21 protein-coding genes are annotated in these 26,128 nt (G+C 55.2%); 17 read left to right on the forward strand and 4 right to left on the reverse strand.

Annotated features, from left to right (window positions below):
• Positions 1-145: 145 nt before the first annotated feature.
• From secA to FE783_RS23435, 12 genes are all read left to right on the forward strand, one after another.
• Positions 146-2,650 carry a preprotein translocase subunit SecA gene (secA, locus tag FE783_RS23380; protein ID WP_138881808.1) on the forward strand — a complete coding sequence of 835 codons (2,505 nt, stop codon included), beginning with the start codon at positions 146-148 and terminating at the stop codon, positions 2,648-2,650.
• A gap of 118 nt (positions 2,651-2,768) precedes the next feature.
• A protein-coding gene (prfB, locus tag FE783_RS23385; RefSeq protein ID WP_138881809.1) for a peptide chain release factor 2 occupies positions 2,769-3,876 on the forward strand; the annotation gives its coding sequence in 2 pieces (ribosomal slippage) (positions 2,769-2,840 and positions 2,842-3,876; 1,107 coding nt in all).
• A gap of 95 nt (positions 3,877-3,971) precedes the next feature.
• Complete coding sequence (locus FE783_RS23390) at positions 3,972-4,841, forward strand: YitT family protein (RefSeq protein ID WP_138881810.1); 870 nt, start codon at positions 3,972-3,974, stop codon at positions 4,839-4,841.
• A 163-nt stretch (positions 4,842-5,004) separates the two neighbouring features.
• Positions 5,005-6,054, forward strand: a complete 1,050-nt coding sequence (gene argC, locus FE783_RS23395) for an N-acetyl-gamma-glutamyl-phosphate reductase (protein WP_138881811.1) — start codon at positions 5,005-5,007, stop codon at positions 6,052-6,054.
• 141 nt (positions 6,055-6,195) lie between these two features.
• Positions 6,196-7,428: a bifunctional glutamate N-acetyltransferase/amino-acid acetyltransferase ArgJ gene (gene argJ, locus FE783_RS23400; protein WP_138881812.1), complete on the forward strand. Its 1,233-nt coding sequence runs from the start codon at positions 6,196-6,198 to the stop codon at positions 7,426-7,428.
• A gap of 72 nt (positions 7,429-7,500) precedes the next feature.
• Positions 7,501-8,289: an acetylglutamate kinase gene (gene argB, locus FE783_RS23405; RefSeq protein ID WP_138881813.1), complete on the forward strand. Its 789-nt coding sequence runs from the start codon at positions 7,501-7,503 to the stop codon at positions 8,287-8,289.
• A 49-nt stretch (positions 8,290-8,338) separates the two neighbouring features.
• Entirely contained in the window at positions 8,339-9,529 is a 1,191-nt protein-coding gene (locus FE783_RS23410) for an acetylornithine transaminase (RefSeq protein ID WP_138881814.1), read from the forward strand.
• Between the two features lie 90 nt (positions 9,530-9,619).
• Entirely contained in the window at positions 9,620-10,579 is a 960-nt protein-coding gene (gene argF / locus FE783_RS23415; RefSeq protein ID WP_138881815.1) for an ornithine carbamoyltransferase, read from the forward strand.
• An 89-nt stretch (positions 10,580-10,668) separates the two neighbouring features.
• Complete coding sequence (locus FE783_RS23420; protein WP_138881816.1) at positions 10,669-11,907, forward strand: argininosuccinate synthase; 1,239 nt, start codon at positions 10,669-10,671, stop codon at positions 11,905-11,907.
• A 133-nt stretch (positions 11,908-12,040) separates the two neighbouring features.
• Positions 12,041-13,456 carry an argininosuccinate lyase gene (gene argH / locus FE783_RS23425; RefSeq protein WP_138881817.1) on the forward strand — a complete coding sequence of 472 codons (1,416 nt, stop codon included), beginning with the start codon at positions 12,041-12,043 and terminating at the stop codon, positions 13,454-13,456.
• Between the two features lie 112 nt (positions 13,457-13,568).
• Positions 13,569-14,426 (forward strand): phytanoyl-CoA dioxygenase family protein, encoded by an 858-nt coding sequence (locus tag FE783_RS23430; RefSeq protein WP_138881818.1) that lies wholly within the window; start codon positions 13,569-13,571, stop codon positions 14,424-14,426.
• A gap of 91 nt (positions 14,427-14,517) precedes the next feature.
• Positions 14,518-15,366 carry an AraC family transcriptional regulator gene (locus FE783_RS23435; protein ID WP_158301990.1) on the forward strand — a complete coding sequence of 283 codons (849 nt, stop codon included), beginning with the start codon at positions 14,518-14,520 and terminating at the stop codon, positions 15,364-15,366.
• On the opposite strand, the gene FE783_RS23440 is transcribed toward FE783_RS23435, so the two are convergent.
• Positions 15,367-16,836, reverse strand: coding sequence for a VanW family protein (locus FE783_RS23440; protein ID WP_138881820.1), 1,470 nt, complete (start codon positions 16,834-16,836; stop codon positions 15,367-15,369).
• A gap of 353 nt (positions 16,837-17,189) precedes the next feature.
• On the opposite strand from FE783_RS23440, the gene ftsE reads away from it, so the two are divergent.
• From ftsE to FE783_RS23465, 5 genes are all read left to right on the forward strand, one after another.
• Positions 17,190-17,876 carry a cell division ATP-binding protein FtsE gene (gene ftsE / locus FE783_RS23445; protein ID WP_138881821.1) on the forward strand — a complete coding sequence of 229 codons (687 nt, stop codon included), beginning with the start codon at positions 17,190-17,192 and terminating at the stop codon, positions 17,874-17,876.
• Positions 17,866-18,783 (forward strand): permease-like cell division protein FtsX, encoded by a 918-nt coding sequence (ftsX, locus tag FE783_RS23450; RefSeq protein ID WP_138881822.1) that lies wholly within the window; start codon positions 17,866-17,868, stop codon positions 18,781-18,783. The genes ftsE and ftsX overlap by 11 nt, the downstream gene beginning before the upstream one ends.
• A 73-nt stretch (positions 18,784-18,856) precedes the next feature.
• A complete protein-coding gene (locus tag FE783_RS23455; RefSeq protein ID WP_238403228.1) occupies positions 18,857-20,026 on the forward strand; it encodes a murein hydrolase activator EnvC family protein in 1,170 nt (389 codons plus the stop codon).
• Between the two features lie 75 nt (positions 20,027-20,101).
• The gene (locus tag FE783_RS23460; protein WP_138881824.1) at positions 20,102-21,556 is read left to right on the forward strand and encodes a S41 family peptidase; all 1,455 of its coding nucleotides are present in this window, start codon (positions 20,102-20,104) and stop codon (positions 21,554-21,556) included.
• A gap of 198 nt (positions 21,557-21,754) precedes the next feature.
• Positions 21,755-23,047 (forward strand): PDZ domain-containing protein, encoded by a 1,293-nt coding sequence (locus tag FE783_RS23465; RefSeq protein ID WP_138881825.1) that lies wholly within the window; start codon positions 21,755-21,757, stop codon positions 23,045-23,047.
• A gap of 150 nt (positions 23,048-23,197) precedes the next feature.
• On the opposite strand, the gene trpB is transcribed toward FE783_RS23465, so the two are convergent.
• The 3 genes from trpB to FE783_RS23480 all read right to left on the reverse strand — a co-directional run bounded on the left by trpB (position 23,198) and on the right by FE783_RS23480 (position 26,017).
• A complete protein-coding gene (gene trpB / locus FE783_RS23470) occupies positions 23,198-24,358 on the reverse strand; it encodes a tryptophan synthase subunit beta (RefSeq protein ID WP_420799763.1) in 1,161 nt (386 codons plus the stop codon).
• 110 nt (positions 24,359-24,468) lie between these two features.
• Positions 24,469-25,239, reverse strand: a complete 771-nt coding sequence (locus FE783_RS23475) for an OmpA/MotB family protein (RefSeq protein ID WP_138881827.1) — start codon at positions 25,237-25,239, stop codon at positions 24,469-24,471.
• Positions 25,223-26,017, reverse strand: coding sequence for a flagellar motor protein (locus tag FE783_RS23480; RefSeq protein ID WP_138881828.1), 795 nt, complete (start codon positions 26,015-26,017; stop codon positions 25,223-25,225). Before FE783_RS23480 ends, FE783_RS23475 begins: the two co-directional genes overlap by 17 nt.
• Between the last annotated feature and the right edge of the window lie 111 nt (positions 26,018-26,128).

Consider the following 26,128-nt stretch of genomic DNA (forward strand, 5'->3'; position numbering starts at 1 on the left):
TTTTCACCACCAACCCGATTGTTGCGGCGACTGGCGCAAACTGTTACAATTTATGCAAACCGGTTTCGCGGACAAGCGGCCATATTCCATCTATCCATTGAGTTTGTTCCAAGGACGAACTACGTATAGTGAAAGGGGTTCTCGCATGCTAGGACTCGTAAAAAAAATATTTGGCGATACCAATGATCGTGAAATCAAACGCCTGCTTAAGACCGTCGAAGTGATCAACGGGCTGGAGCCGGAAATGAAGCCGTTAACGGACGAACAGCTCCGGAATAAAACGGTGGAATTCAGATCAAGGCTGGAGCAAGGCGAAGAGCTGGACGATCTGCTTCCGGAAGCGTTCGCCGTTGTGCGGGAAGCTTCTTTAAGAACACTGGGCAAAAGGCATTATGACGTACAGCTGATCGGCGGCATGGTGCTGCATGAAGGCAAAATCGCAGAGATGAGAACCGGGGAAGGCAAGACGCTCGTAGGTACGCTACCGGTCTATTTGAACGCGCTGACGGGCAAAGGCGTGCACGTCGTGACGGTCAACGAATATTTGGCCGGACGGGACAGCGCCGAGATGGGGAAAATATACGAGTTTCTCGGCATGACGGTCGGGGTTAATTTGAACAGCTTGTCCCATCATGACAAGCAAGCCGCCTATGCTTGCGATGTGACGTACGGCACGAACAATGAGTTCGGGTTCGATTATTTGCGCGATAACATGGTGCTGTACAAAGAACAAATGGTTCAGCGGCCGCTTTATTTCTCCGTCATCGACGAAGTGGATTCGATCCTTGTCGATGAAGCGCGGACGCCCCTTATCATTTCCGGACAAGCCGCCAAGTCGACCGACTTGTACTATTCCGCCGATCGCTTCGTGAAGCGTTTGACCGTGGAAGAAGACTATGTGGTCGATATTAAAGTGCGTTCGGTCAATTTGACCGAAGCCGGGGTAGCGAAAGCGGAGAAAACGTTCGGCATCGAAAACTTGTACGACCACGCGAACGTTACGCTTAACCATCATATTACTCAGGCTTTGAAGGCGCATGTCATTATGAAGCGAGACGTCGATTACGTCGTGCAAGAGGACGAAGTCATCATCGTCGACGAATTTACCGGACGTCTTATGGTCGGCCGCCGTTACAGCGACGGGCTGCATCAGGCGATCGAAGCGAAAGAGCAGTTGAAGGTACAGAACGAAAGCATGACGCTCGCTACGATCACGCTCCAAAACTACTTCCGGATGTACCGCAAGCTGTCCGGTATGACCGGTACGGCGAAGACGGAGGAAGAAGAGCTCAAGAAAATTTACGGGCTCGAGGTTGTCGTTGTCCCGACCAACAGGCCGATGATTCGTAACGATGCGCCGGATGTTGTATACAAGAGCGTAAACGGCAAATTCAAAGCGGTAGTGGATCAAATCGTGGAGCGCCACAAGAACGGACAGCCGGTGCTTGTCGGTACCGTATCGATCGAAAATTCCGAGCGATTGTCCGAGATGCTGAAGAAGAAGGGCATTCAGCATAAAGTATTGAATGCGAAGCACCATGCGGAGGAAGCCGAGATTGTTTCGAGAGCCGGTCAGCACGGCGCCGTGACGATCGCTACGAACATGGCCGGACGCGGAACGGACATTGTGCTCGGAGAAAGCGTTCCGAACCTCGGCGGGCTGCATATTATAGGTACGGAGCGGCATGAAAGCCGACGGATCGACAACCAGCTTCGCGGACGCGCCGGCCGTCAAGGCGACCCGGGCTCGTCGCAGTTTTACTTGTCGATGGAAGACGAGCTGATGCGCCGATTCGGTGCGGAGAACATCATGGGCATGATGGAGCGCATCGGGTTTGAAGAAGATCAGCCGATTGAGAGCAAGCTCATCACGAAGGCGATCGAGTCCGCACAGAGACGGGTCGAGGGCAACAACTTCGACACACGGAAAGTCGTCTTGCAATATGACGACGTCATGAACCAGCAGCGCGAAATCATTTACAAGCAGCGCCGTGAAGTTCTGGAGCATGAGAACATTAAAGAAATTACGCTTAACATGATTATGCCGGTAATCGAGCGTATCGTGAAGGCGCACACTCCTAGCGATCAAGTACCGGAGGAATGGGACTTGGCCGCGATTGCCGATTATGCAAACACGACCTTCCTGCAGGAAGGCCAATTGACGGCTGACGAGTTGTGGGCGAAGGAAAGCGATGAAATCGTCGAGCACATCCAAAACCTGGTGAGAGAGCTCTACGATCAGCGCGAGCAAGAGATGGGCGAAGAGACGATGCGCGAATTCGAGAAGGTGGTCGTGCTTCGTGCGGTGGACAGCAAATGGATGGACCATATCGACGCGATGGAGCAGCTTCGCCAAGGGATCCATCTCCGCGCTTACGGGGGCACCGATCCGCTTCGCGAGTATCAGTTCGAAGGCTTCGAGATGTTCCAGGAAATGATCGAGAGCATCCAGGAGGAAGTGGCCAAGTACATTATGAAGGCCCACGTCGAATCGAATCTCGAGCGCCAAGTCGTCATGGAAGGGCAAGCCGTCGATCCGAAGGGCGAGGCGGAGGGCAAGCAGCCGGCCAAAGCCGAGGATAAAGTCGGTCGCAACGATCCGTGTCCATGCGGAAGCGGCAAAAAATTCAAGCAGTGCCACGGTAAATAATCGTTTGTCGCGCGCTGCCTTCAATAAACAGCAGAGCGGTACGAGGAGAGCCCCCTAAGCAAGGGGGCTTCCCTATGCCGGAATAGGAAGAAAACAAACTTTAGAGGTGATCGTAATTATGTTGGAAGCGGATGTAAAGCAAGATTTACGAGAAGTGGCGAAACGAATCCAAGACCTTAGGGGGTCTCTTTGACTTAGATCTGAAGCTGGAACAAATCGGCAATTTTGAGGAGAAGATGGCTGCGCCCGATTTCTGGGACGACAACGAGAAAGCGCAGAAAGTGATCGGAGAGATGAACGCGGTCAAATCGGTCGTAGACGAGTTTCAGGGGCTTGCCTCCGCATACGATGATATCGAGGTCATGCTGGAGCTGGCCGAAGAAGAGGGCGACGAGAGCATGGCGGCGGACCTTACCGCCAGCATTCGCGAGCTGCATGCGAAGTTGCAAGGCTTCGAGCTGCAGCTGCTGCTTAACCAGCCTTACGACAAGTACGACTGCATTCTCGAGCTTCACCCCGGCGCGGGAGGCACGGAGTCCCAGGACTGGGCGGACTTGCTGCTGCGCATGTATCGCCGCTATGCGGAGAAGCAGGGCTTCAAGGTCGAGCTGCTCGACTACTTGCCGGGTGACGAAGCCGGTGTCAAAAGCGTAACGTTGTCCATTAAAGGACACAACGCCTATGGTTACTTGAAAGCGGAGAAAGGCGTGCACCGCCTGGTCCGCATCTCGCCGTTCGATGCTTCGGGCCGAAGGCATACGTCGTTCGTATCTTGCGACGTCGTGCCGGAGATCGAGGAAGACGTGGAGATCGAAATCCGCACGGAGGATTTGAGAGTCGATACGTACCGGGCCAGCGGCGCTGGAGGTCAGCACGTCAACCGGACCGAATCGGCCGTACGGATCACTCACATTCCGAGTGGCATCGTCGTTGCATGCCAGTTGGAACGGTCTCAGATCCAAAACCGCGAACGCGCGATGAAAATGCTCAGATCGAAGCTGTACGAGAAGAAGCTGGAAGAGCAGGCCAAGCATCTGGCCGAAATTCGCGGTGAACAATCGGATATCGCATGGGGCAGCCAAATCCGTTCTTACGTGTTTCACCCTTACAGTATGGTGAAAGACCACAGGACTCAGGCGGAGACGGGCAACGTGCAGGCCGTTATGGACGGAGATATCAATCCGTTTATCGATGCTTATCTGCGGCACCAAATTAAACCGGAATAAGCTTCATAATTATTCGGGGGAACGTTTATCCTACACAGTGTGTAGGATTTTTTTCCTTCATAAAGTCCGAGTAGACTGAAACGAGGAGGGCGTCGATGCGCCGCAAACATCCCGCCATACGGATCGGAAGTCCGCTGCATCAGGTGATCGAATACGGCTTGCTGCTGGCAGGCTGCCTGACTATAGCGCTCAGCTTCAATTTTTTTCTGAATCCGAATCAAATCGCCTCCGGTGGAGTGGCCGGCATATCCACTATTATACAGCAGTTGTTCGGCATCGAGCCCGCCGTCATGCAATGGGTGCTCAATATCCCGCTGTTTATTTTGGGCATGCTTTTTCTGGGCGGACAGTTCGGGTTGAAGACGGCGGTCGCCTCCGTCGTGCTGCCTTTATTCGTGCTGCTGACCCGCGACCTCGGACCGCTCACGACGAACGCGCTGCTCGCTACCATCTATGGAGGCATCGGGATCGGGGCCGGGCTAGGTATCGTGTTTCGCGGCAGGGGCTCGACCGGCGGGCTGGACTCGGCCGCCCAGCTTATTCATAAATGGACCGGGCTTGGTTACGGATTAGCCGTAGCCTTGCTCGATGGGGCGGTTATTTTGGCTGCGGGGGTTGTCTTCTCGCCGGAAAAAGCGCTTTACGCGCTGATCGGACTATTCGTGACGACGAAGACAATCGATATCGTGCAGATCGGATTCCGATACTCTAAGGTTGCGTTCATTATGACCAAGGAAATGGAGCCCATCCGCGACGCGATCTTGTTCGAGCTTGATCGGGGCTTGACTTTGCTGGACGGCCGGGGCGGTTATACGGGGGAAGACCGACCGACACTGATGGTGGTCGTCAGCCAAACGGAGGTGACCCGGCTGAAGACGATCGTCAGGTCGGTCGATCCGAATGCTTTTGTCATATTAACCGATGCAAACGAAGTGTTGGGGGAAGGGTTCAAGCTGCACGGCTGAGCTTGTAAAACCTATTGCAGTCGTGGACAATATTCCGTATGATCGATGAAGGGCTTTTAAAAAAAGAGATTGAATTATTATTCTCTTGAATGTATAATGATGCATATGTTTCAAGGGACGGCATCATAGGAAGAGCAAAGTTTCATCATGGGGAGGGTTTGCCATGGGAGGCAAATTACGTGCGGCTATCATAGGTTCGACCGGCTATGGAGGCGTGGAATTGATCCGGCTGCTGCTGCAGCATCCGGAGGTGGAGATTACGTCGGTCATTTCGTCTTCCAGCGCAGGCGCTTTATACGCCGAAGGATATCCGCATTTATCGGAAATTATTACGGAGCGATTGGAAGCTATTGATGTAGAGGCCATTAAAGGCAAGGCCGATGTCGTATTTCTGGCGACGCCGCACGGAGTCAGCACGGAGCTGTCTCCGAAGCTGGTAGATGCCGGCCTGAAAGTGATCGACGTGTCCGGCGATTTGCGGCTGAAGAGTGGGGATTTGTACGAGAAATGGTATAAGCATAAGCCAGCCGATCCGGCGTATTTGGAGCGCGCGATCTACGGCTTGTGCGAGGTGTTCGGCGACGAAGTGAAAGGTGCGGACCTGATCGCCAACCCGGGATGCTTCCCTACGGCGACTACGCTCGGCCTCGTGCCTCTTCTGGCCAAAGGTTGGATCGATTCCTCGACGATCATTTCCGACGCGAAGACGGGCGTTTCCGGAGGCGGGCGCGGGTTGTCCTTGACGTTCCATTATTCGGAAATCAATGAGAATACGCTCGCTTATAAAGTAAACCGGCACCAGCATACGCCGGAAATCGAGCAGACGCTCAGCCGTGTGGCGGGCCAGGAAGTGACGATGACGTTCACGACCCATTTGCTGCCGATGACCCGGGGTATTCTCGTGACGAGCTACGCAAAGCTGACTCAGCCGAGGACGGACGAGGAAGTGCTCGAGCTGTTCCGTCATTACTATGAAGGGCGCCGCTTCGTGCGAATTCGTCCGGCGGGCAAATGGCCTGCGACGAAAGAAGTGCTCGGCTCCAACTATTGCGATATCGGCGTTTCCGTAGACGGACGGACGAACAGAGTAACGGTCATTTCGGTTATCGACAATTTAGTAAAAGGCGCGGCCGGCCAAGCGGTTCAAAATTTGAACCTGATGATGGGCTGGGATGAAGGAACGGGCCTGGCGTTTACGCCTGTCTACCCGTAATTACCCTTAAAGTGAAGTAAAGCTTCTCAGCGTAGTCCGAGTACTTTACGGGGGACCCGGAGTTCACCCCAAAAGGTGAAGCTTCAAAAAAGTAAGTTTAATAGCCTCTGCATGTAGAAGAAAGATGGTGATGGTTGCGGTATGGCGCAGCATAACGAGTTTGTAGTAGTGGATAACGGTTCGGTTACGACTCCTCTCGGGTTTCGGGCCGGCGGGCTGCATTGCGGCCTCAAGAAGACGCAGCGCAACGATTTGGGCGTCATCGTATGCGACGTTCCGGCGGCTGCGGCGGGCGTGTATACGCTCAACGCGTTCCAAGCGGCTCCGCTCAAGGTGACGAAAGAAAGCATCGCCGTGGAAGGCAAGCTGCAGGTTATGTTAGTCAACAGCGGCAATGCGAACGCGTGCACTGGCAAGCAAGGAGAGGACGATGCACGGACGATGCGTTCGGAGGCGGCACGGATGTTCGGCGTACCGGATCATTACGTAGGCGTCACTTCGACCGGCGTTATCGGCGAGCTTCTGAAGATGGACAAAGTGACGGCGGGCATCGCCGGTTTGCCTTCGCGGGTTTCGGCCACGGATGAAGGCGGGGACCAATTCAGCCAAGCGATATTGACGACCGACCTGGTGAAGAAAACGATATGCGTCAAGCTGACGGTTGACGGCCGCACGGTACATATTGCAGGCGCGGCCAAAGGCTCGGGGATGATTCATCCGAACATGGCGACGATGCTCGGCTTCATTACGACCGATGCGGCGATTTCTTCCGCAGCGCTTCAGAAGCTGCTGAACGAGTCGACGGATACGACGTTCAACATGATTACGGTCGACGGCGACACGAGCACGAACGATATGGTCGTCACCATGGCGAGCGGCTTGGCCGGCAATAGCGAGCTGAACGAAGAGCACGCCGACTGGGAAGCTTTCGCGGCCGGTTTCCGCTACGTCGGCGAGGTGCTGGCGAAGGCGATCGCCCGCGACGGCGAAGGCGCGACCAAGCTGATCGAGGTAAGCGTGGTAGGGGCGGAGTCGGTTGAAGCGGCTCGTGCGTTTGCGAAGACGGTTATCGGTTCGAGCCTGGTGAAATCGGCTTGCTTCGGAGCCGATGCCAACTGGGGGCGCATCATCGCCGCGGTAGGCCGAGCCGGATATCCCGTGAATACGGAGACGGTAGATATCCGTTTGGGCGATATCGTGACGCTCGATCAATCGCGACCGGTGAAATTTGACGAAGAGAAGGCAGCGGAATATTTAAAAGGCGATTTTGTCCTCATTCATGTCGATTTGCATATGGGCGGCTGCTCGGCTACGGCTTGGGGCTGCGACTTGACCTACGATTACGTCCGCATTAACGCGGCATACCGGACTTAACCATCGATCATACGTAAGGGGCTGCGTATGGATTCATCGCGGCTCCTTAGCAGGTAAAGGAGCAAGTTTTGCATGAGCAACGGCTGTTTTGTAATGAAATGCGGCGGGAGCACGCTCGCGGCGCTGCCCGATGCTTTTTTCCTGGATTTGAAGAAGCTGCAGGAAGAAGGAACGATCCCAGTCATCGTCCACGGCGGGGGGCCCGCCATTTCCGACACGCTCGGCAAGCTCGGCATCGAGACGGAGTTCGTGAACGGCTTGCGCAAGACGAACGAAGCGGTGCTGGACGTAGTCGAGATGGTGCTGTCCGGCCAAATCAACAAAGAAATCGTCCGCAAAATCCAGCAGTCTGGGGCGAAAGCGATCGGCCTGTCCGGCGTGGACGGCCATTTGATCCAAGCCAAGCCGGTAGCCAACGCCCATGAAGTCGGACTGGTAGGCGACGTGACGAACGTAAATGCGGCCATTATTCAAGGAATCGTTGAAATGGGCTATATGCCGGTCATCGCACCGGTCGGGCTCGGCGATAACGCGCAGCGCTACAACATTAACGCCGATACGGCGGCAGGCGCCGTTGCTTCTCATTTGGGCGTAGAGCGGATGATCGTCGTTACCGACGTTCCCGGTATTATGAAGAGCGTGGACGGCGAGAAGCGCGTGTTGCCGGTAGTGACGGTAGCGGAGATCGAGCGAATGATCGCCGACGGCGATATTTACGGCGGGATGATCCCGAAAGTACGCGCCGCGATCCAATGCATACAAGGACAAGTACAAGAGGTCGTCATCGTTAACGGAACGGAGCCGGAAGTGCTGAGCAAGGTGCTGCGGGGCGACAAGATCGGTACGCGTATCCAACGGTAGACAGGCCTTTTCATCAGAACCAATACGAATCGAAATGGAGTGAGGACTTGTGAGCGAGCAACAGAGTGCGCTGTTCCCGACGTACGCCAGATTCCCGATCACGCTCGTCAAAGGGGAAGGCAGCCGTCTATGGGACGATAAAGGGAAACAATATCTCGATTTCGCCAGCGGACTGGCGGTCACGAACTTGGGCCACGTGCCGGAGCGGGTCAAGGAAAAGCTTGTCGAGCAGCTCGGCGAGCTGTGGCACGTGAGCAACCTGTTCCATATCCCGAACCAGGAGAAGCTGGCCCGGCTATTGGTCGATAACAGCTGCGCGGACGCCGTCTTCTTCTGCAACAGCGGGGCGGAAGCGAACGAAGCCGCGATCAAGCTGGCGCGCCGTTACAATGCCAAGGTGCTCGGCAAACCGCGCTATGAAATCATCACCTTCCACACGTCGTTCCACGGCCGGACGCTGGCTACGTTGACGGCGACCGGGCAAGAAAAGGTGAAGGAAGGCTTCCATCCGCTGCCGGAAGGATTCGTATACGCTCCTTACAACGATGCGAATGCATTGAAGAGCTATATAACGGACAAAACGTGCGCGATTATGCTCGAACTCGTACAAGGCGAAGGCGGCGTAAACCCGGCCGACGCGGAGTTTGTGCAGGAAGCCGTACGACTGTGCAAAGAGCACGATTTGCTGCTCATCATCGACGAGATCCAGACCGGCATGGGCCGGACGGGCAAGCTGTTCGCCTACGAGCATTACGGCATCGAGCCGGACATTTTTACACTGGCGAAAGGTCTGGCCAGCGGATTCCCGATCGGGGCGATGCTCGGCAAGGCGAAGCTGCGGGAAGCATTCTCCGCGGGCAGCCACGGCTCCACTTTCGGCGGAACGCCGATCGCTACGGCAGCGGGGATCGCTACGGTCGAGACGCTGGTCGAGGACAAATTGCCGCAGCGGGCTGCGGAGATGGGCGAATACTTCATCGCTCAGCTTAACGCCAAGCTGGGCGGCAATCCTCTCGTGAAGCAAATTCGCGGCAAAGGACTTCTGATCGGCATCGAGTGCACGCTGCCGGCGTCCGATTTCATACCCGCGATCCATGAAGCGGGGTTATTGGTTACGGGGGCGGGGCCGAACGTGATCCGGCTGCTTCCGAACCTGCTCGTTACCCGCGACGATGCGGACAAAGGGATCGATATTATCGCTTCCGTATTGGCGCAAAAGGCGGCCGCATCGGTCAATTGATCGAAGCCGCGAAATGTCGAATATTAAGCAATATGGCACATAATTGGGCGGTTCCGCGCGGAATCCGCCCTGCTTAGAGGGGGAAACACGATGTCGGAAACATTGCTGCAAGATATGGCGGCCAGTCTGAAGGGCCGCGATTTTCTCGGGCTGGTTGATTATAAGCCGGAAGAAATCCGCTATTTGATCGATCTGGCGATCGACTTGAAGAAGAAGCAAAAAGCGGGTGACAGCCACCAGCCGTTGAAAGGCAAAACGCTCGGCATGATATTCGAGAAGTCTTCCACCCGTACGCGCGTTTCGTTCGAGGTAGGCATGTACCAGTTGGGCGGCCATGCGCTATTTCTCAGCAAAAACGATTTGCAGCTCGGGCGCGGCGAAACGATCTGGGATACGGCGCAAACGATGTCTCGCTACTTGGACGGCATCATGATCCGTACTTACGCCCACCGTACGGTGATCGATCTCGCCCGCGGAGCGACCGTTCCGGTCATTAACGGACTGACGGACCGCTCGCACCCTTGCCAGGCGCTTGCCGACTACCAGACGGTACTGGAGAAGAAGGGCAAGCTGGAAGGGCTGAAAATCGCGTATATCGGCGACGGGAATAATATGGTACACTCCTTAATGATGGGAGCGGCCAAGCTCGGCCTCCACATGGCGGTGGCGTCCCCGGAAGGTTACGACCCCGATCAGGAGGTTGTGAAAAATTCGCGCGAGAACGCGGCGCTTACGGGCGGCTCTCTGCTTCTGACGCGCGATCCCAAGGAAGCGATCGCCGACGCGGACGTCGTCTACACGGACGTATGGGCGAGCATGGGCTTCGAAGCCGAGCAGAAGGAGCGGGAGATCGCGTTCGCCTCTTATCAGGTCAACGAGGAGCTGGCCCGTTATGCGAAGAAAGACTATTTGTTCATGCACTGCCTGCCGGCTCATCGCGGAGAAGAAGTGAGCGAAGGCGTCCTCGAAGGGCCGAATTCGATTATTTTCGATCAGGCGGAAAACCGACTGCACGCGCAAAAAGCGGTTATGGCCGCACTTATGGGCTGACGTTCAATCCAAGCCGGCTTGCGCCTTGCAGCGTAAGCCGGGACTGGCATATATCGATGAAGTTCGTTTAGAAAGGGAGACAAGAAACGATGGCAAAACAAAAAATCGTATTGGCCTACTCCGGCGGGCTGGATACATCCGTTATTTTGACATGGCTGAAAGAATCGTTCGACGCGGAGATCATTACGTTCACCGCCGATATCGGACAAAAGGACGAGCTGGACGGGCTGGAAGAAAAAGCGCTGCGCACCGGCGCTTCGAAAGCCTACATCGACGACCTGCGCGATGAATTCGCCCGCGATTTCATCTATCCGATGTTCCAGGCAGGCGCGCTGTATGAAGGCCAATATTTGCTCGGCACAAGTATCGCCCGACCTTTGATCGCGAAGCGCATGGTCGAGATCGCCCGCGCGGAAGGCGCAACGGCTATTGCGCATGGCGCAACCGGCAAAGGCAACGACCAGGTCCGCTTCGAGCTGACCGCTGCCGCTCTTGCACCGGAGCTTGACGTAATCGCCCCTTGGCGCATCGAAGAATTCCGCGAGCAGTTCCCGGGCCGCGCCGAGATGATCGCTTACGCCGAGAAGCACGGCATTCCGGTCACCGCTACGGCGTCCAAGCCTTATTCGACGGACCGCAATCTGCTGCATATCAGCTTCGAGAGCGGTATGCTGGAGGATCCGTGGTTCGATCCGAGCGCCGATTCGAACCGCGACATGTACGTGCTGAGCCGCGCGCCGGAAGAAGCGCCGGACGAAGCCGAATATATCGAGCTCGAATTCGAGCAAGGCAACTGCGTAGCCGTCAACGGCAAGCGGCTGAATCCGCTTGAAGCGATGGAAACGTTGAACGAGCTGGGCGGCAAGCACGGCATTGGCCGCGTCGACATGGTCGAGAACCGCTTCGTCGGCATGAAGAGCCGCGGCGTGTACGAGACTCCGGGCGGTACGATCCTGTTCACGGCCCACCGGAAGATGGAGTCGCTTACGATGGACCGCGAGGTCATGCATTTGCGCGATTCGCTTATTTCGAAATATGCATCCCTTGTATACAACGGCTTCTGGTTTGCACCGGAGCGCCATGCGATTCAAGCGCTGGTGACGGAAAGCCAGAAAAACGTGACCGGAACGGTCCGTTTGAAGCTGTACAAAGGCAACATTATGGGCGCCGGCGTGAAGAGCCCGGTCAGCCTGTACAACCCGGACATCGCGACGATGGAAGCCGATCCTTCCAAAGCGTACAACCAAGGCGACGCTACCGGATTTATCCGTCTGAACGCGCTCCGTCTGCGCGTGGCATCCGGCGTAGCCCAAAATGCAAACAAATAAACGGCTTATGTAACAAGGAGCGAGCGAAGGGCAAGGAGGCGCGCCGGGCACGTCTGCTTCATGCGGACGGGGAACGGAGCGATCCTTGCCTTTCGAGCGCAATCGCGACAATGCCAAGGAGGGAATGGATCACGTGTCGAAGCTTTGGGGTGGACGCTTTACGAAAAAAACGGATCAGCTCGTCGAGGAATATACGGCCTCGATCCTGTTCGATAAAGAGCTTGCGGAGGAAGACATTCAAGGAAGTCTGGCACATGTAACGATGCTCGGCAAATGCGGGATTTTGCCGGCGGAAGACGTGAAGAAAATTCAGGACGGGCTGCACGAAGTGCTGCAGAGGATCCGCCGGGGAGAAGTCGAGTTCTCGGTATCCGACGAGGACATCCATATGAATGTCGAGAAGACGCTGATCGACATCATCGGCCCGGTCGGAGGCAAGCTTCATACCGGACGGAGCCGCAACGACCAAGTGGCGACCGATATGCATCTGTATTTGCGGAAGCGGGTCGTCGAATTCGTCGGCATGCTCGTGAAGCTTCAGGAAGCGCTGATCGGGCAAGCGAAAGCGAATCTCGATACGATCGTGCCGGGTTATACGCATCTGCAGCGGGCACAGCCGATTTTGTTCGCTCACCATATGATGGCGTACGTGTCGATGTTCGGTCGGGACATCGAGCGGTTTCGCGACAGCTACAAGCGCGTGGACATGCTTCCTCTCGGTGCGGGTGCATTGGCGGGAACGACATTCCCGATCGATCGGCACTTCGTGGCGGAGCAGCTTGGCTTCGAACGCGTATACGAGAATAGCCTGGACGCGGTAAGCGATCGCGATTTTATCGTCGAGTTTCTGGCTAACGCGTCGCTCGTTATGACACATCTGTCGCGGCTGTGCGAAGAAATCGTGCTCTGGTCGAGCACCGAATTCCAGTTCGTCGAGCTCGACGATGCTTTCACGACCGGCAGCAGCATCATGCCGCAGAAGAAAAACCCGGACGTCGCCGAGCTCGTCCGCGGCAAAACGGGACGCGTGTACGGCAATCTGATCGGTATGCTGACTGTGCTGAAGGCGCTGCCGCTCGCGTACAACAAAGATATGCAGGAAGACAAGGAAGGCATGTTCGATACGGTACGGACGCTGCAGGGCGCACTACAGCTGTTCGCACCGATGATCGCCACGATGAAAGTAAACCGCGACCGGATGCGCCAAGCGGTCAACCAGGATTTCTCCAACGCGACCGACATCGCCGATTATTTGGCGGGCAAAGGAATGCCGTTCCGGCAAGCGCACGAAGTGATCGGCAAAACGGTGCTGTACTGCATTCAAAACCAAAAATATTTGCTGGACTTGACTCTTCAAGAGTTTCTGCAATTTTCCGAGCTGTTCGACGATCGCATCTACGAGGTGCTTCAGCCGGAGAACGTCGTTAACGCACGCAACGTTTACGGCGGGACGGCTACGACTCAAGTATCCGAGGCTATCGGACGCGCGGAGGAAGCCGTCGGCTTGAATAACCGCTGGTTCGAAGAGTACATGGAGAAAAGCAAATAAATAAACTTGGATCCGGTATACGCTTCAGGACATCTATGTACGTCATCCCCCATTCCTTCCAGGACCTTGATTTAGTACGATGAAATCAATCCGATAGGAGGGGGAAGGACCATTGTTGAAGCCTGCCGATAATCCGCTTGATATCCGGAACAGCATGTACCGGTTCGACCAGTTGGCGAAGCATCGTATTCCGTCACCTGAGCATGTTACCGAGGAAACGATAAAAACGTACCGCGAATTGGGATATGTGGCCATTGAACAGGTGCTGACCGAAGCAGAAGTGAAAGCGGCGATCGATTCGATCGACGACGTCATTCACGGGCGCATCGTCGGACCGAAAATCCAATATGTTCGCGGGAGGGGCGAAGTAAAGGACAAGATCGAGTTCGACACCGAGCAGGAACGCGAATTTTCCGTCCGCAAGCTGCACAAGTTTGTCGATCATTGTCCGGCGCTTCATCATATTTGCTTCCATCCGAGCATACTCAGTGTGCTGGAGAAAATGTTCGGCGAAGCTCCGCGTTTTTGCGAGGATCAGGCGCTGCTCAAGCCGCCGTCCGCCGACGCGGGAATCGAGAAGCCGTGGCATCAGGATATGGCGTACGGCAACTTTTCTTATACGAAGATGGTCGCGGGCGTATGGATCGCTTTGGATGAAGCTACGTTGGACAACGGCTGCATGCATGTCATTCCCCGGTCTCATAGGAACGGTCCCGTACCGCATTACGCGGTAAGGGATTGGCAGCTGTGCGACACCGTAGTCGATGTGCCCAAGGACGAAGCGGTGCCGTTGAAGCCGGGCGGCCTGATGATTTTTTCCGGACTGCTTCATCATGGGACGCCACCTAATTTGTCGGATCAACGGCGAAGAGCGCTGCAGTTCCATTATGCGCCGGAGTCAGCGAAAAAAATGTCGGCCGAGGAGTACAAAATCGTTTTCACGAACGAAATGACGAAAGCGGAATGTTGAATATCGATCGGCCAAAGGGAAGATGCGATCCGGGCGGGAGGATGCCCGGGCGCATCTTTCGTCCTATTATGCCAGGTCCGGAGGCGGCATCATGAACCATCCTTTGGAAACGGTTACGTTCAGCAACGGGGGCTCTTACGGGAAGCGGGAATGCTCCCCGGGCTGGTATTGGGATCACCAGAAGCCTTTTCACGACTACGATATTTTCTATGTCATTTCCGGCCGAGGCGTCATGACTCTCGGGGAAGAGACGTTCGAGCTGCAAAAGCAAAGCTGTCTCGTTATGCGTCCGGGCGATTTGCCGAAAGCGACGCAGGACCCGAAAAACCGGCTGACCGTCCTGTATTTGCATTTCAGGCTGTCGGGTGCCGAAGAGCTGACGTCCCGATTTCCATTTCCTCGCTTCACGCTGGTGGGGGAATCGTTTCAAGCGGAGAGTATGCTTTACCAGGCGATGGACGTGCTGGAGTTCCCGGTCCCTTTGCAGGAGCTTGAGTTCGACTGCCTGATGAAGCGATTCTTCGCCAATTTGTTCCGGCTGCATCTGTCCCCGCAGGAACCGTCCGGCTTCTCCGTCCGGCAAATGCAGAGGGTGCGTCAAATCATGGCCTATATTCGCGAAAGAAGCGGGATCGGTCTGGACCAGGAGCTGCTGGCCAGGGAGATGAACATGTCCGCGCAATATATGAGCCGTCTGTTCAAAGCCTGCACCGGGGAAACGCTAAAGGCTTTTATCGCCAGAACGAAGATGCAAAGGGCCGGGGAGCTACTCGTGCAGTCCCGGATGAGCGTATCCGAATTGGCCGAACGGATGGAGTACAGCGATGTGTATGCTTTCAGCAAAAGCTTCAAAAAAGTGTTCAACGTCTCTCCGACGCAGTATTTGGCCGGCACCCGGCTCTCGCAGCAAGTTCCGTCGCCGAGACGCCGGGATCGGTAGTTACCGTCCTTTCGGAAATACGGGAGCGAAGACGCCGTCCTCGATAATGGAACGGCCGCCGGGAGGCGCGTCTTTGCCGTCCGGCGCCGCATCGCTGCCGTGAACGGCGATTAAGGAGGGCTGAGGCTGGTATTTGTCTTGAGACAACCGCTCTTTGCCGACGACGACGCCGTTTTCTTTCCGGATTCGGAACGTTTCCACGACGTAGCCCGGTTTGCCTTGCTGCAATATCGATTGCTCCCCGATCTGGAGCGTCGGATTGCGCACATACTTGACCGGAGGCTCCAACGTCTGCAAAATATTCGACTCCACTTCGTACGTCACCGACTCCGGTGTCGTGCCGAACAGCTTGACGGTAACCCGGTTCGCGTCTGATTCCGTGCGGATCCATAGGTAGTGCTCCGTGCTGTTCGTAAACATGAAGTTGATATACCCGTCCGCGTAGGTGGCATCTTGTCCCAGCGGTACGTAGCTGACCGGAAGTGAATGGTTCCGCCGTTCGTTTACTTTGAGCCCGGCCAGAAGGACGGCGTTGTAAAGCGTGGTCGACACTTGGCATATCCCGCCGCCGATGCCCGGAACGAGCTTCCCGTTCAAGATGACGGGAGCTTCGCGATAGCCGACCTTCTGCTCGGTGGCGCGAATGATCGTGCCGTAGTCGAAACGTTCCCCGGGGGCGAGCAGTTTGTCATGAACCGTAGCGGCAGTCGCTTGAATGTTATGGACACGGCCTGGCACGCTTCCGGGGAAATAGGTTGTAAACTCGGATATTTTCCGGTTGATTCCTTGTGCCTTCAACATCTCGAGCGTCACTTCGGGAAGCTGCTCTCGCATCGGTACTTGAACGATCGTCGCGGGTGCGGGAGCTTTCGCGGCATCGGAATGGCCGGCTGCATAAAAAAGCTCATAGCCGACGGCGATCAGCCGCTCGGCCAATCGTGAGATATCGACGGTATGGGCCCGCTGTTCGGGCGTATACATGATTCGGTCGTCGGCCGTAACGGTCCGTTCCGCATTTTTGACAGGCGGATTCATTCGAGCGGGCCATGCAGCCGTTAATGTTTTGCGGAGCATGTCGTCCGACAAACTGAGCTCGAACGGCAGGACGGTGTTGCGCAGGTGCCATCTGCGCTTTGCTTTCGTGAGCCGGTCTCCTTCGAACAAGTAGTCCGCAAGCTTCGACAGGCGCCGTTCCTCCGCCGACAGGCCGAGCTGACCCAATGTGAATGTTTCTTTCTCCTGATCCCCCCCGATCATTTCGAACCGGACCGGTTCACCGTACAGCTGCGTTAATCGGGCCTTCAGCTCAAGTCGAAACTGCTCCTCCGGCATTCCTCCGACGCTCCATTCGCCTAACCGTACGCCCTGGGGAACCGTTCGTTGTCCGGAGTACCACCAAAACCATATCCACAGTGCGACAATTCCCGCAACGGCAATCAGCATCAGCCGGTTTGCAAGTTGACGATTCATAGGACCGCTCCTCCGGGAGGGTGCAGCCTACAGTGCAAGCATAAGCTTGGGCGACCTCTCCCCTTTTACTATATGCGGAGGGTTGTCTCGATTTGACACCTATATTAGACGCCGTAAACCGCGCGGCGCCCGTTGAAGCAATAACAAAGATGCTGAAAGAATATGTTGAATCGAAAAGTTTCATAGAGGATTTTCGTGGCAAGTGTCGAACTTCTATATGCTAACCTATTTCCAAGTTGCGCAAAGATTACGTCAATCGACGTATATCGAGGAAGAGCGGTTTTTTCGTCACCGATGGAACGGCGGCACTTCAACAAGTTGATCCATCGCAGATTGTAACAGGATGTGATCGCGTGATCGAAATGCAAGACGTATGGAAAACTTACCCGGACGGAACGCATGCTTTGAAAGGAATTAACGTAAAAATCGACGCCCACGAATTCGTCTACGTGGTAGGCCCGTCCGGTGCGGGCAAATCTACGTTCATGAAGTTAATATATCGCGAGGAGAGGCAGAGCAAAGGCCATATTTTCGTAAACGGTTTTAATTTGGAGAAGCTGAAGCAGCGCAAAATCCCGTACGTTCGCCGCAACATCGGCGTTATTTTCCAGGATTTCAGGCTGCTGCCGAAGCTGACGGTGTACGAGAATGTGGCCTACGCCATGGAAGTGATAGAAGCGCCCAAGAAGCTGATCAAGAAGCGGACGATGGAGGTGCTCGAATTGGTCCGGCTAAAGGACAAGGCGGCTTCGCTGCCGAGTCAGATGTCGGGCGGAGAGCAGCAGCGCGTGGCGATTGCCCGGGCAATAGTAAACAACCCTGCCGTTATTATCGCGGATGAGCCTACGGGCAATCTGGACCCGGAAACATCATGGGGCATCATGAAGCTGCTGGAGGAGATCAATTTCCGGGGCGCCACGATCGTAATGGCTACGCATAACAAAGAAATTGTCAACACGATCCGAAAACGGGTTATCGCCATCGAGAAGGGAAATATCGCCCGCGACCAGCTGAGAGGAGAATACGGCTATGAGGATTAGCACCTTCGCTCGGCACATTCGGGAAGGTGGCAAAAACGTCGTCCGCAACGGCTGGATGACGTTCGCCTCGATCAGCGCGATCTCCATATCGCTGTTTGTCCTGGGCATTTTTCTTCTGCTTGCGCTAAATGTCAACCGGCTGGCCGATCAGATTGAGAGCCAGGTCGAAATACGCGTTTACTTGGAAGTGAATACAAGCGAGCAGCAAAGAAATGCGATTCAGCGGGACATTGCCGCCATAGCCGAAGTGAGCAAAGTGACTTTCGTGTCCAAAGCGGACGGCCTTATCATATTGCGGGAGAAGATGGGGGCGGAGGGCAAAGAGCTGCTTGAAGGATTCGACGGGGACAATAATCCGCTGAACGATTCCTTTACGGTCGAAGTGACCGACCCGCGGATCGTCGGTCAAGTAGCGGAGCAGATCAAAGCGATCGATACGCGAAACAATCCGCCGCTTATTTATAAAATCAATTACGGCAAAGGTACGGTTGAGACTTTGTTCAGAATTACCGACATCGTTCGCAACGTCGGACTAGTGTTCGTTCTGCTGCTGGCTCTTACTGCGATGTTCCTTATCTCGAATACGATTAAAATTACGATTGTGGCCCGCAGGCGCGAGATCGGCATCATGAAACTCGTCGGAGCGACGAACGGATTCATCCGCTGGCCGTTTTTTATAGAAGGGGCATTGCTTGGCTTAATCGGCTCGGCCATTCCCGTAGTCGTGTTGCTGTGGGGATATGCGGAGTTTCTGAAATATATGCAGGTTCCTCTCGGCCTGATGCTGATCAAGCTGATCCCGCTTCACGAGCTTTTTCTGATCGTCCCCGCACTGCTGCTCGGAATTGGCGTCATGATCGGGATATGGGGAAGTTTGTTGTCCGTCCGCAAATTTATGAAGGTATAGCATTCGAATCGGAAAATGTCCAAGCCGGTTTCGGTTGGTCCGAACGCCAAGGAGGAGTATCACGTTGAAAAAGGTGAAAAAATCGCTGATTTTGGTTTGCGGATTGTCGCTGCTGCTTATGTCGGAGGTAAAACAAGGGTATGCTATGACTGACGCCGAAATCGATAAACGGCTAGGACAAATTCAAGCATTGGAAGCGAAAGCGGCCAAAGAGCAGCAGGACAGCGAAAAAATGAAAAAAGAGGTCGCGAACCGCAAAGCCCAAGAAGCGAACAACCTCCAAGAGCTGCGGACCCAGATCGAAGCACAGGGCGCCAAGCTGAACGAAATCTTGAAGAACATACAAGCGACCGAAGACAATGTGAAGAAAACGAACAACGAGCTGCAGGAAGCGGAGCACCGGGTGGAGACCCGCGACCAGCTCCTGAAATCGCGAGTGCGCCTCATGTACACGAACGGGTTCGTCTCGTATATGGAGGTGCTGTTCGAGTCGACCAGCTTCAGCGATTTCTTAGATCGTTACCAGGCGCTGAGGTCGATCGTCAGCCAAGATAAAGAAATATTGCAGTCGAACAAAAGGGACCGGGAAGCGGTGGCCCAGAAGAAGATCCAGGTGGAAGCGCAGCTGGCACAAATCCAAGTGCAATACGCCGAGAGCGAGCAAATCAAAAACGCGCTGGTGACGAAGGAAAAAGATAAAGAAGTGCTGATCGCAAGTCTCGCCAAGCAGGAGGAGCAGTTCGAGGAGCTGAGCGAGGAGCAGGAAGCGGCGTTGAAAAAACTCGCTGCCGAGAAGTCGAAGCTGTGGGCGGAGAAGAACAAAAACAAGCAGGCGGCCATGTATACCGGCGGGAAATTCAATTGGCCTTTGCCGGGACGGACGACGATCTCTTCCGGGTTTATTCACCGGATTAATCCGGTTACGAAGCGGAGCGAGAACCATAAAGGGATCGACATTCCCGCCCCTGCCGGTACGGAAATTCATGCCGCGGCCCCCGGTACGGTTATTATCGCGCAATGGGTAAGCGGATACGGAAATACGATCGTCATCGACCACGGTGGCGGTTTGCAAACCTGGTACGGCCATGCCAGAGGCTTGGCGGCCAAAGAAGGAGACCAAGTAAAGGCCGGGGATGTCGTCTCTTATGTAGGTTCCACCGGGCAATCGACCGGAAACCATCTGCACTTCGAGGTGCGCAAAAACGGCGATCCCGTCGATCCGATACCTTATGTAACAAAATAATTACTATTTAACCGGACTTCTTCATACAATAGGACGGTACGTTTAGACAAGCCAGTGAAGGCGGTGAAATAGATCATGTTCTGGAAAGGACGCAATCTGTACATTTTCGTGGCGTTCCTGCTGCTTGCGATGTTCGCGAGCAGCGTGCTGACGCTTACGATCGTCGGGCCTTTATCGCTGGCCCAGCAGGGACAAAGCGTATCCGGGAGCAGGCCTGGCGCAAACGGCTTTACTGCCCAGGAGATGAAAAAGCTGTCGACGACTTACGAATTGATTCAGGGCCAATATTTGCATGAGGTGGACCGGACGAAAGTGATCGACGGAGCCATCAGCGGCATGCTCCGTTCTTTGGACGATCCTTATACGACGTATATGGATAAGAAGGAGGCCGAGCAATTCAACGACATGTTGAATTCGACTTTCCAAGGAATCGGCGCGGAGGTGTCGCTCGAGGAAGGGCGGGTCAAAGTCGTCTCTCCCATTAAAGGGTCTCCGGCGGAAAAAGCGGGCATTCGGACGAACGATATTATCCTGTCCGTGAACGGGGAGAAGTTGGACGGGCTTTCGCTCTCCGAGGCGGTCATGAAAATCCGCGGCACGAAAGGATCGCAAGCGAAGCTACAAATTATGCGTACCGGCTCCGAACCAATCGACATTGTCGTCGTTCGAGACGATATTCCGGTCGAGACGGTTCACTCCGAAATGTTTGAAGGACAAGTGGGCAAGATCGAAATTCGCGAATTCGTGCAAAATACGGCGAAGGCGTTCAAGGAGCAGCTGAAGGCGCTTGAGGATCAAGGCATGAAGGCGCTAGTCATCGACGTCCGCAACGATCCGGGCGGCATGCTGCAGGCGGTCGTGGAAATGCTCGAGCCGTTCGTGCCGAGCGGCAAGCCGATCGTCCAGGTCGAGGATCGCAACGGCCAGCGCGAGCAGACGTTGTCCAAAGGCTCGAGCAAGCCTTATCCGATTGCCGTATTGATCAACAACGGCAGCGCCAGCGCATCGGAAATTATGGCGGGTGCTCTTCAGGAGGCGGCCGGGGCCAAGCTCGTCGGCGAGAAGACTTACGGCAAAGGGACGGTTCAAGTCACGTACCAGCAGGAGCTGGGCGACGGCAGCAATATCAAAATGACCGTTATGAAATGGCTGACGCCGAACGGCAATTGGGTACACCAGAAAGGGATCGCACCGGACATAGCCGTCGATCAGCCCGCTTATTTCAAAGCATCGCCGATGTCCAAAAAATCGACGCTTAAAGCCGATATGCTCGGCGACGACGTCAAAAACCTGCAGATCATGCTGGAAGGTCTCGGTTTCACTCCAGGACGCACAGACGGATACTATAACGATAAGACGGTTCAAGCGGTCAAATCGTTTCAAAGCGGGCACGACTTGCCGGCGAACGGCGAGGTCGACGTGAAGACGGCGCAATCGATCGAGGACGCGATTACGAAGCAAATCCGCGACCCAAAAAACGATGTGCAGTTGAAAACCGCTGTCGAGACAATGAGAAAGGCAATTAAATAATCGGTAGAGCAGCTCGTGCCGCTTAGCGGGATTTGCTGGAAAAGGTTGCGAAACGGCAGGAGATCGTCCCCGCCGCGTCGAACTAATGAGGGAAGGTTCGTTCATTCGGCCTTCCCTTTTCGTTTTCTTCGAACAGGCTAACGCCGGAGCGATCCGTTCCGGAATCGATAGACGCTACTATGAGAAGGAGCGGGTTCGATGGACGTCGCGGCACAATTGGCACGTCAAGTGCTATCGGCTTTGCTGCAATTGGCAGCGCAACCGTTTTACTATATCGGCATTGTCTTCGTCCTCCTGCAGTATCGCAGGCAAATTATGCTGGAGAGACAATTGTTCTCGACAAGACTCCATTCGATGCTGGATACGGCATGGAAGACGGTGCTGTTGGGAATCGTGGCGGGCATGGCCGCATCGTTCGTCATGGCTTTCGTAGGGGCCACCGTACCGTTTGGGGCCGTCGTATGGCTGTGGGTATTATCGGCATTGCTGGCGGTCGTTCAAGTCAGGTTCATTTGCTTGGCCTATTCCGTAGGGCTGCTCGGCATTTTCCATATGATTGTTCAGGCCTTCCCGGCTCTGTCCGATGTCACTTACATAGGCAAGGCGATCGATCCGCTGCGGGAGCTGCCGGTATCGTCCATGCTCGCTCTGGTCGGACTGCTTCATTTGCTGGAGGCGTTTTTCGTAGGCAGACAAGGAGCGGACATGGCCATGCCCGTATTCGTGGAAGGCAAGCGCGGGAAAGTGATCGGCGGTTATCAGCTCCAGCAATTTTGGCCGGTTCCATTGCTGCTGCTAGTCCCGCTTCAAGCCGGATCTTCTTCGGCCGCTTTGCCGTGGACGCCTTTGTTCGGGGGCGATATATGGTCGGCCGGCTGGACGTTCGCGGCGATGCCGGTCATGCTCGGTTTCGCCGAGATGACGACGACTCGACTGCCGCGGGCCAAGGCAAAGCGGAGCGCCAGGCTGCTGCTCGTCTATTCGCTCGCGATACTGGGACTTGCCGCTTGCGCCGAATGGGTGCCCGGGTTCGCCTTGGTCGGCTCGATCGCCGTCATCGCGCTTCATGAGGCGCTGTTCTGGTGGAGCAGACGGGAGGAGACAGCGAATCCTCCATTCTATGTGCATGACGGACAAGGGTTGAAAATATTGGGCGTCCTGCCCGGCAGTCCGGCACATGAGATGGGACTCGTACCGGGGGAAATTATTCACAAGGCAAATGGAATCAAGGTACGCACGAAAGAAGAACTGCATGAGGCGCTGCGGACGAACGGAGCATTCTGCAAGCTGGAGGTCATCAACACCGAAGGACACAGCAAATTCGTGCAGCGTGCTTTGTATGCGGGGGAACATCATTTGCTGGGGGTTATCTTGTCGCCGGACGATAAGGCGATGTACGTACTGGAGGAGCGCAACATCAACTGGTTTACGGCGGCGGAGCGCCGCAAGACGAGAATCGCCGCCGGCGGAGAGACGAACCGGACGCTGTAGTCGGATAGAAGCTTCGGAATATGCCGATGGATCGGGATTTTCCGAAGTTTTCTTTTTTCCGGGTAACGATTCGTTGACGGTGTCATAGACTTATAACTATATGAAAAACGAGGCCACCCCCGGAGGGATGGCCGTTGCTCGGTAAAATGATTAATGTTTCAACATGCGGAATACTTGCTCCACGTCTTTGTCTCCGCGCCCGGACAAATTGATAATAATGATTTGGTCCTTGCTCATAGTCGGCGCGAGCTTCTTCGCATGGGCAACGGCATGAGCGCTTTCCAAGGCAGGGATAATACCTTCGGTACGCGACAATTCCTTGAACGCTTCCAGCACTTCCTCGTTCGATACGGTTACGTATTCGGCACGACCCGACGTTTTCAGGTAGCTGTGCTCCGGGCCGATGCCCGGGTAATCCAAGCCCGCCGCGATGGAATAAGTCGGTTTCGGGTTCCCTTCCTCGTCCAGCAGCACCAAACATTTGAACCCGTGAAGGACGCTCGGTACGCCTTGAGTCAACGACGGGGCTTGGTCCGGCTCTACTCCGATCAGGCGAACGGAAGGCTCGTCCATGTAATGGGCGAAGGCACCGATCGCATTGCTTCCTCCTCCTACGCAGGCGAGCACCGCATCGGGCAAGCGGCCTTCCTTCTCCATAATTTGCCGCTTCGATTCTTCGCTTACGACGGATTGGAAATGCTTGACCATAGTCGGGAACGGATGCGGCCCTACCGCGGAGCCGAGCAAATAAAACGTATGCTTATAATTTTGCACCAAGTCGTTCAGCGCCTCGTCCACGGCATCCTTCAACCGTCCTTGCCCTTTGGATACCGGCACAACCTTCGCGCCGAGCAGCTCCATCCGGAATACATTCAGCGCCTGGCGCCGCGTATCCTCTTCTCCCATATAGATGACGCAGTCCATCTCGAACATGGCGCAGGCGGTCGCCGTTGCTACGCCGTGCTGTCCGGCTCCGGTCTCGGCAATGATCCGCTTCGCTCCCATCCGTTTCGCGAGCAAAATTTGGCCGATGACATTATTGATTTTGTGGGCGCCGGTATGGTTCAAATCTTCGCGCTTCAAATAAATTTTGGCGCCGCCCCAGTGGGAGGTTAGACGCTGTGCGAAGGTGAGCGGATTTTCCCGTCCGACATATTCGCGGAGATAATACCGGAATTCTTCGTTGAATTCGGGATCATCCTTGTATTTGTAAAATTGCTCGGTCAAGTAGTCCATGACTTCCTGCAGGTTGGGAGGAATGAAGCTTCCTCCGAATTCGCCGAAATAGCCTTGCTGCAATGATTGACTCAATTCGATCTACCTCCGTCGTCGGTTGGATTGGTTGTGTCTGCTTGTCCTGCTGCAGCCGCTACTAATCATGATACAATGCTTTGGCGATTCGGCGCTATAGCGAAATCATTTCAGCTCGATTCGCCCCGCAGCACGACGATTTCGACTCGCCGGTTTTTTTGCCGGTTCGTCTCGGAATCGTTGGGCGATACCGGTTTCGTGTCGGCATAGGCGGAAGAAATAAAGGTGCCAGGCGCAAGCTTGGCGGTGTTGACGAAGTAGCGGATCACCGAGACGGATCTGGCCTGCGACAATCCCCAGTTATCCTGGAACAGCGAGCCTGTGGCAAGAGGCAGATCGTCGGTATGGCCTTCGATGCTCACTTTGGCGTTCAGCTTCGGGAAGAGGCTGGCCAGCTTCTCCAAAACGGGATAGGCGCCTTGCTTCAGGTCCGCTTTGCCGAGATCGAACAGGAACAAGTCGTTGAGCGTAATCGCGATGCCCCTCGAAGTATCGCTGGCGGAAACTTGCCCCTGCAGGTGTTGTTCTTCGATGTATTGCCGGACGACCTTGAGCAGGTTTTGCAAGTTTTCTTCTTTCTGTTCCAGCTCCGTATCGACCGTTTGATCCGGACTTTGTTTCCGTGCGGAATCTTCCGCTTTCGGAACGCCCGGAATCGCGTCGCCCATGATGCCGGTTCCTTTCGGAATGAACGACGGGCCGTCGTTGAACTGAAGATGGAGCGCCTTGGACAACGATTCGTACTTTGCGATGTCCACTTTGCTCATGGCGTACATGATGACGAAGAAGATCATGAGCAGCGTAATCAGGTCGGCGTAGGTGATCAGCCAACGTTCGCTGCTGGAATGAGATGCGGCTTGCGGTTTACGTCTCCTCGCCATCGCGGTTCGCATCCTTTCCGGCTGCTCCGGCCGTTTCCAGTTGAAGGAACGAGGTCAGCTTTTTCTGGATCAGCTGCGGATTTTCCCCCGCCTGCAGGGCGAGCATGCCTTCCAGCATCATGTCCATCTCCGCGATATGCTCCTCGCCGCGGATTTTGATCTTGTTCGCAATCGGCAAATAGATGACGTTGGCGCTCGCAACACCATACAGGGTTGCGGAGAAAGCGACGGCGATCGCTCCGGCCAGCGTCTCCGGCTCGGACAAATTGCTCAGCACGTGAATTAGTCCCATTACGGTACCGATAATGCCCATCGTCGGGGCATAGCCGCCCGCCGCTTCGAATAGTTTGGCGTAGCTGCCGTAAAGCTTCTCTTTTGCCTCGATTTCCACCTCGAGAATTTGCCGGAGTAAATCGGGGTCGGTGCCGTCCACCACCATCTGCAGCCCGTCCCGCAAAAACGCGTTAGGATGCGCCTGGGCGCGGTCTTCCAGCGCCAGCACGCCTTCGCGGCGAGCTACTAATGCCATATCTACCAACTCCGCGATCAGCTCCTGCGGATCGGTTCTTTTTTCCCGGAACGCAAGGCTGATCGCCTTCGGGATTTGCTTGAGGTGCGATTTCGGAAAGCTGACGATGACCGCCCCGATCGTACCCCCGAATACGATGATGGCCGCACTGAATACGAGCAGTCCGCTTATATGGCCCCCATCCAGCAAAAAACCGCCGACAAGCGCTAGCAGCCCCAGCGCAATGCCGACTATTGTAGTTAAATCCATACGTTCCGACCCACACCCTTTGTTTGAAAATTTGCAACAATTCGGGAAAAGAGGTATAATGATGAGAACAAACATTCGGCAATCTTCATGTCATACCATATATCGGCCAGA

Source organism: Paenibacillus mesophilus, assembly GCF_005938385.1.
GTDB lineage: Bacteria > Bacillota > Bacilli > Paenibacillales > NBRC-103111 > Paenibacillus_AB > Paenibacillus_AB mesophilus.

Bases quoted from the DNA above. Each gene is read 5' to 3' on its own strand.
- secA (WP_138881808.1), top strand. From the start codon at position 146: ATGCTAGGACTCGTAAAAAAAATATTTGGCGATACCAATGATCGTGAA.
- FE783_RS23475 (WP_138881827.1), bottom strand. From the start codon at position 25,239: ATGGCGAGGAGACGTAAACCGCAAGCCGCATCTCATTCCAGCAGCGAA.
- argC (WP_138881811.1), top strand. From the start codon at position 5,005: ATGGGAGGCAAATTACGTGCGGCTATCATAGGTTCGACCGGCTATGGA.
- argJ (WP_138881812.1), top strand. From the start codon at position 6,196: ATGGCGCAGCATAACGAGTTTGTAGTAGTGGATAACGGTTCGGTTACG.
- argF (WP_138881815.1), top strand. From the start codon at position 9,620: ATGTCGGAAACATTGCTGCAAGATATGGCGGCCAGTCTGAAGGGCCGC.
- FE783_RS23420 (WP_138881816.1), top strand. From the start codon at position 10,669: ATGGCAAAACAAAAAATCGTATTGGCCTACTCCGGCGGGCTGGATACA.
- FE783_RS23390 (WP_138881810.1), top strand. From the start codon at position 3,972: ATGCGCCGCAAACATCCCGCCATACGGATCGGAAGTCCGCTGCATCAG.
- ftsX (WP_138881822.1), top strand. From the start codon at position 17,866: ATGAGGATTAGCACCTTCGCTCGGCACATTCGGGAAGGTGGCAAAAAC.
- FE783_RS23460 (WP_138881824.1), top strand. From the start codon at position 20,102: ATGTTCTGGAAAGGACGCAATCTGTACATTTTCGTGGCGTTCCTGCTG.
- FE783_RS23465 (WP_138881825.1), top strand. From the start codon at position 21,755: ATGGACGTCGCGGCACAATTGGCACGTCAAGTGCTATCGGCTTTGCTG.
- argB (WP_138881813.1), top strand. From the start codon at position 7,501: ATGAGCAACGGCTGTTTTGTAATGAAATGCGGCGGGAGCACGCTCGCG.
- FE783_RS23435 (WP_158301990.1), top strand. From the start codon at position 14,518: ATGAACCATCCTTTGGAAACGGTTACGTTCAGCAACGGGGGCTCTTAC.
- FE783_RS23480 (WP_138881828.1), bottom strand. From the start codon at position 26,017: ATGGATTTAACTACAATAGTCGGCATTGCGCTGGGGCTGCTAGCGCTT.
- FE783_RS23440 (WP_138881820.1), bottom strand. From the start codon at position 16,836: ATGAATCGTCAACTTGCAAACCGGCTGATGCTGATTGCCGTTGCGGGA.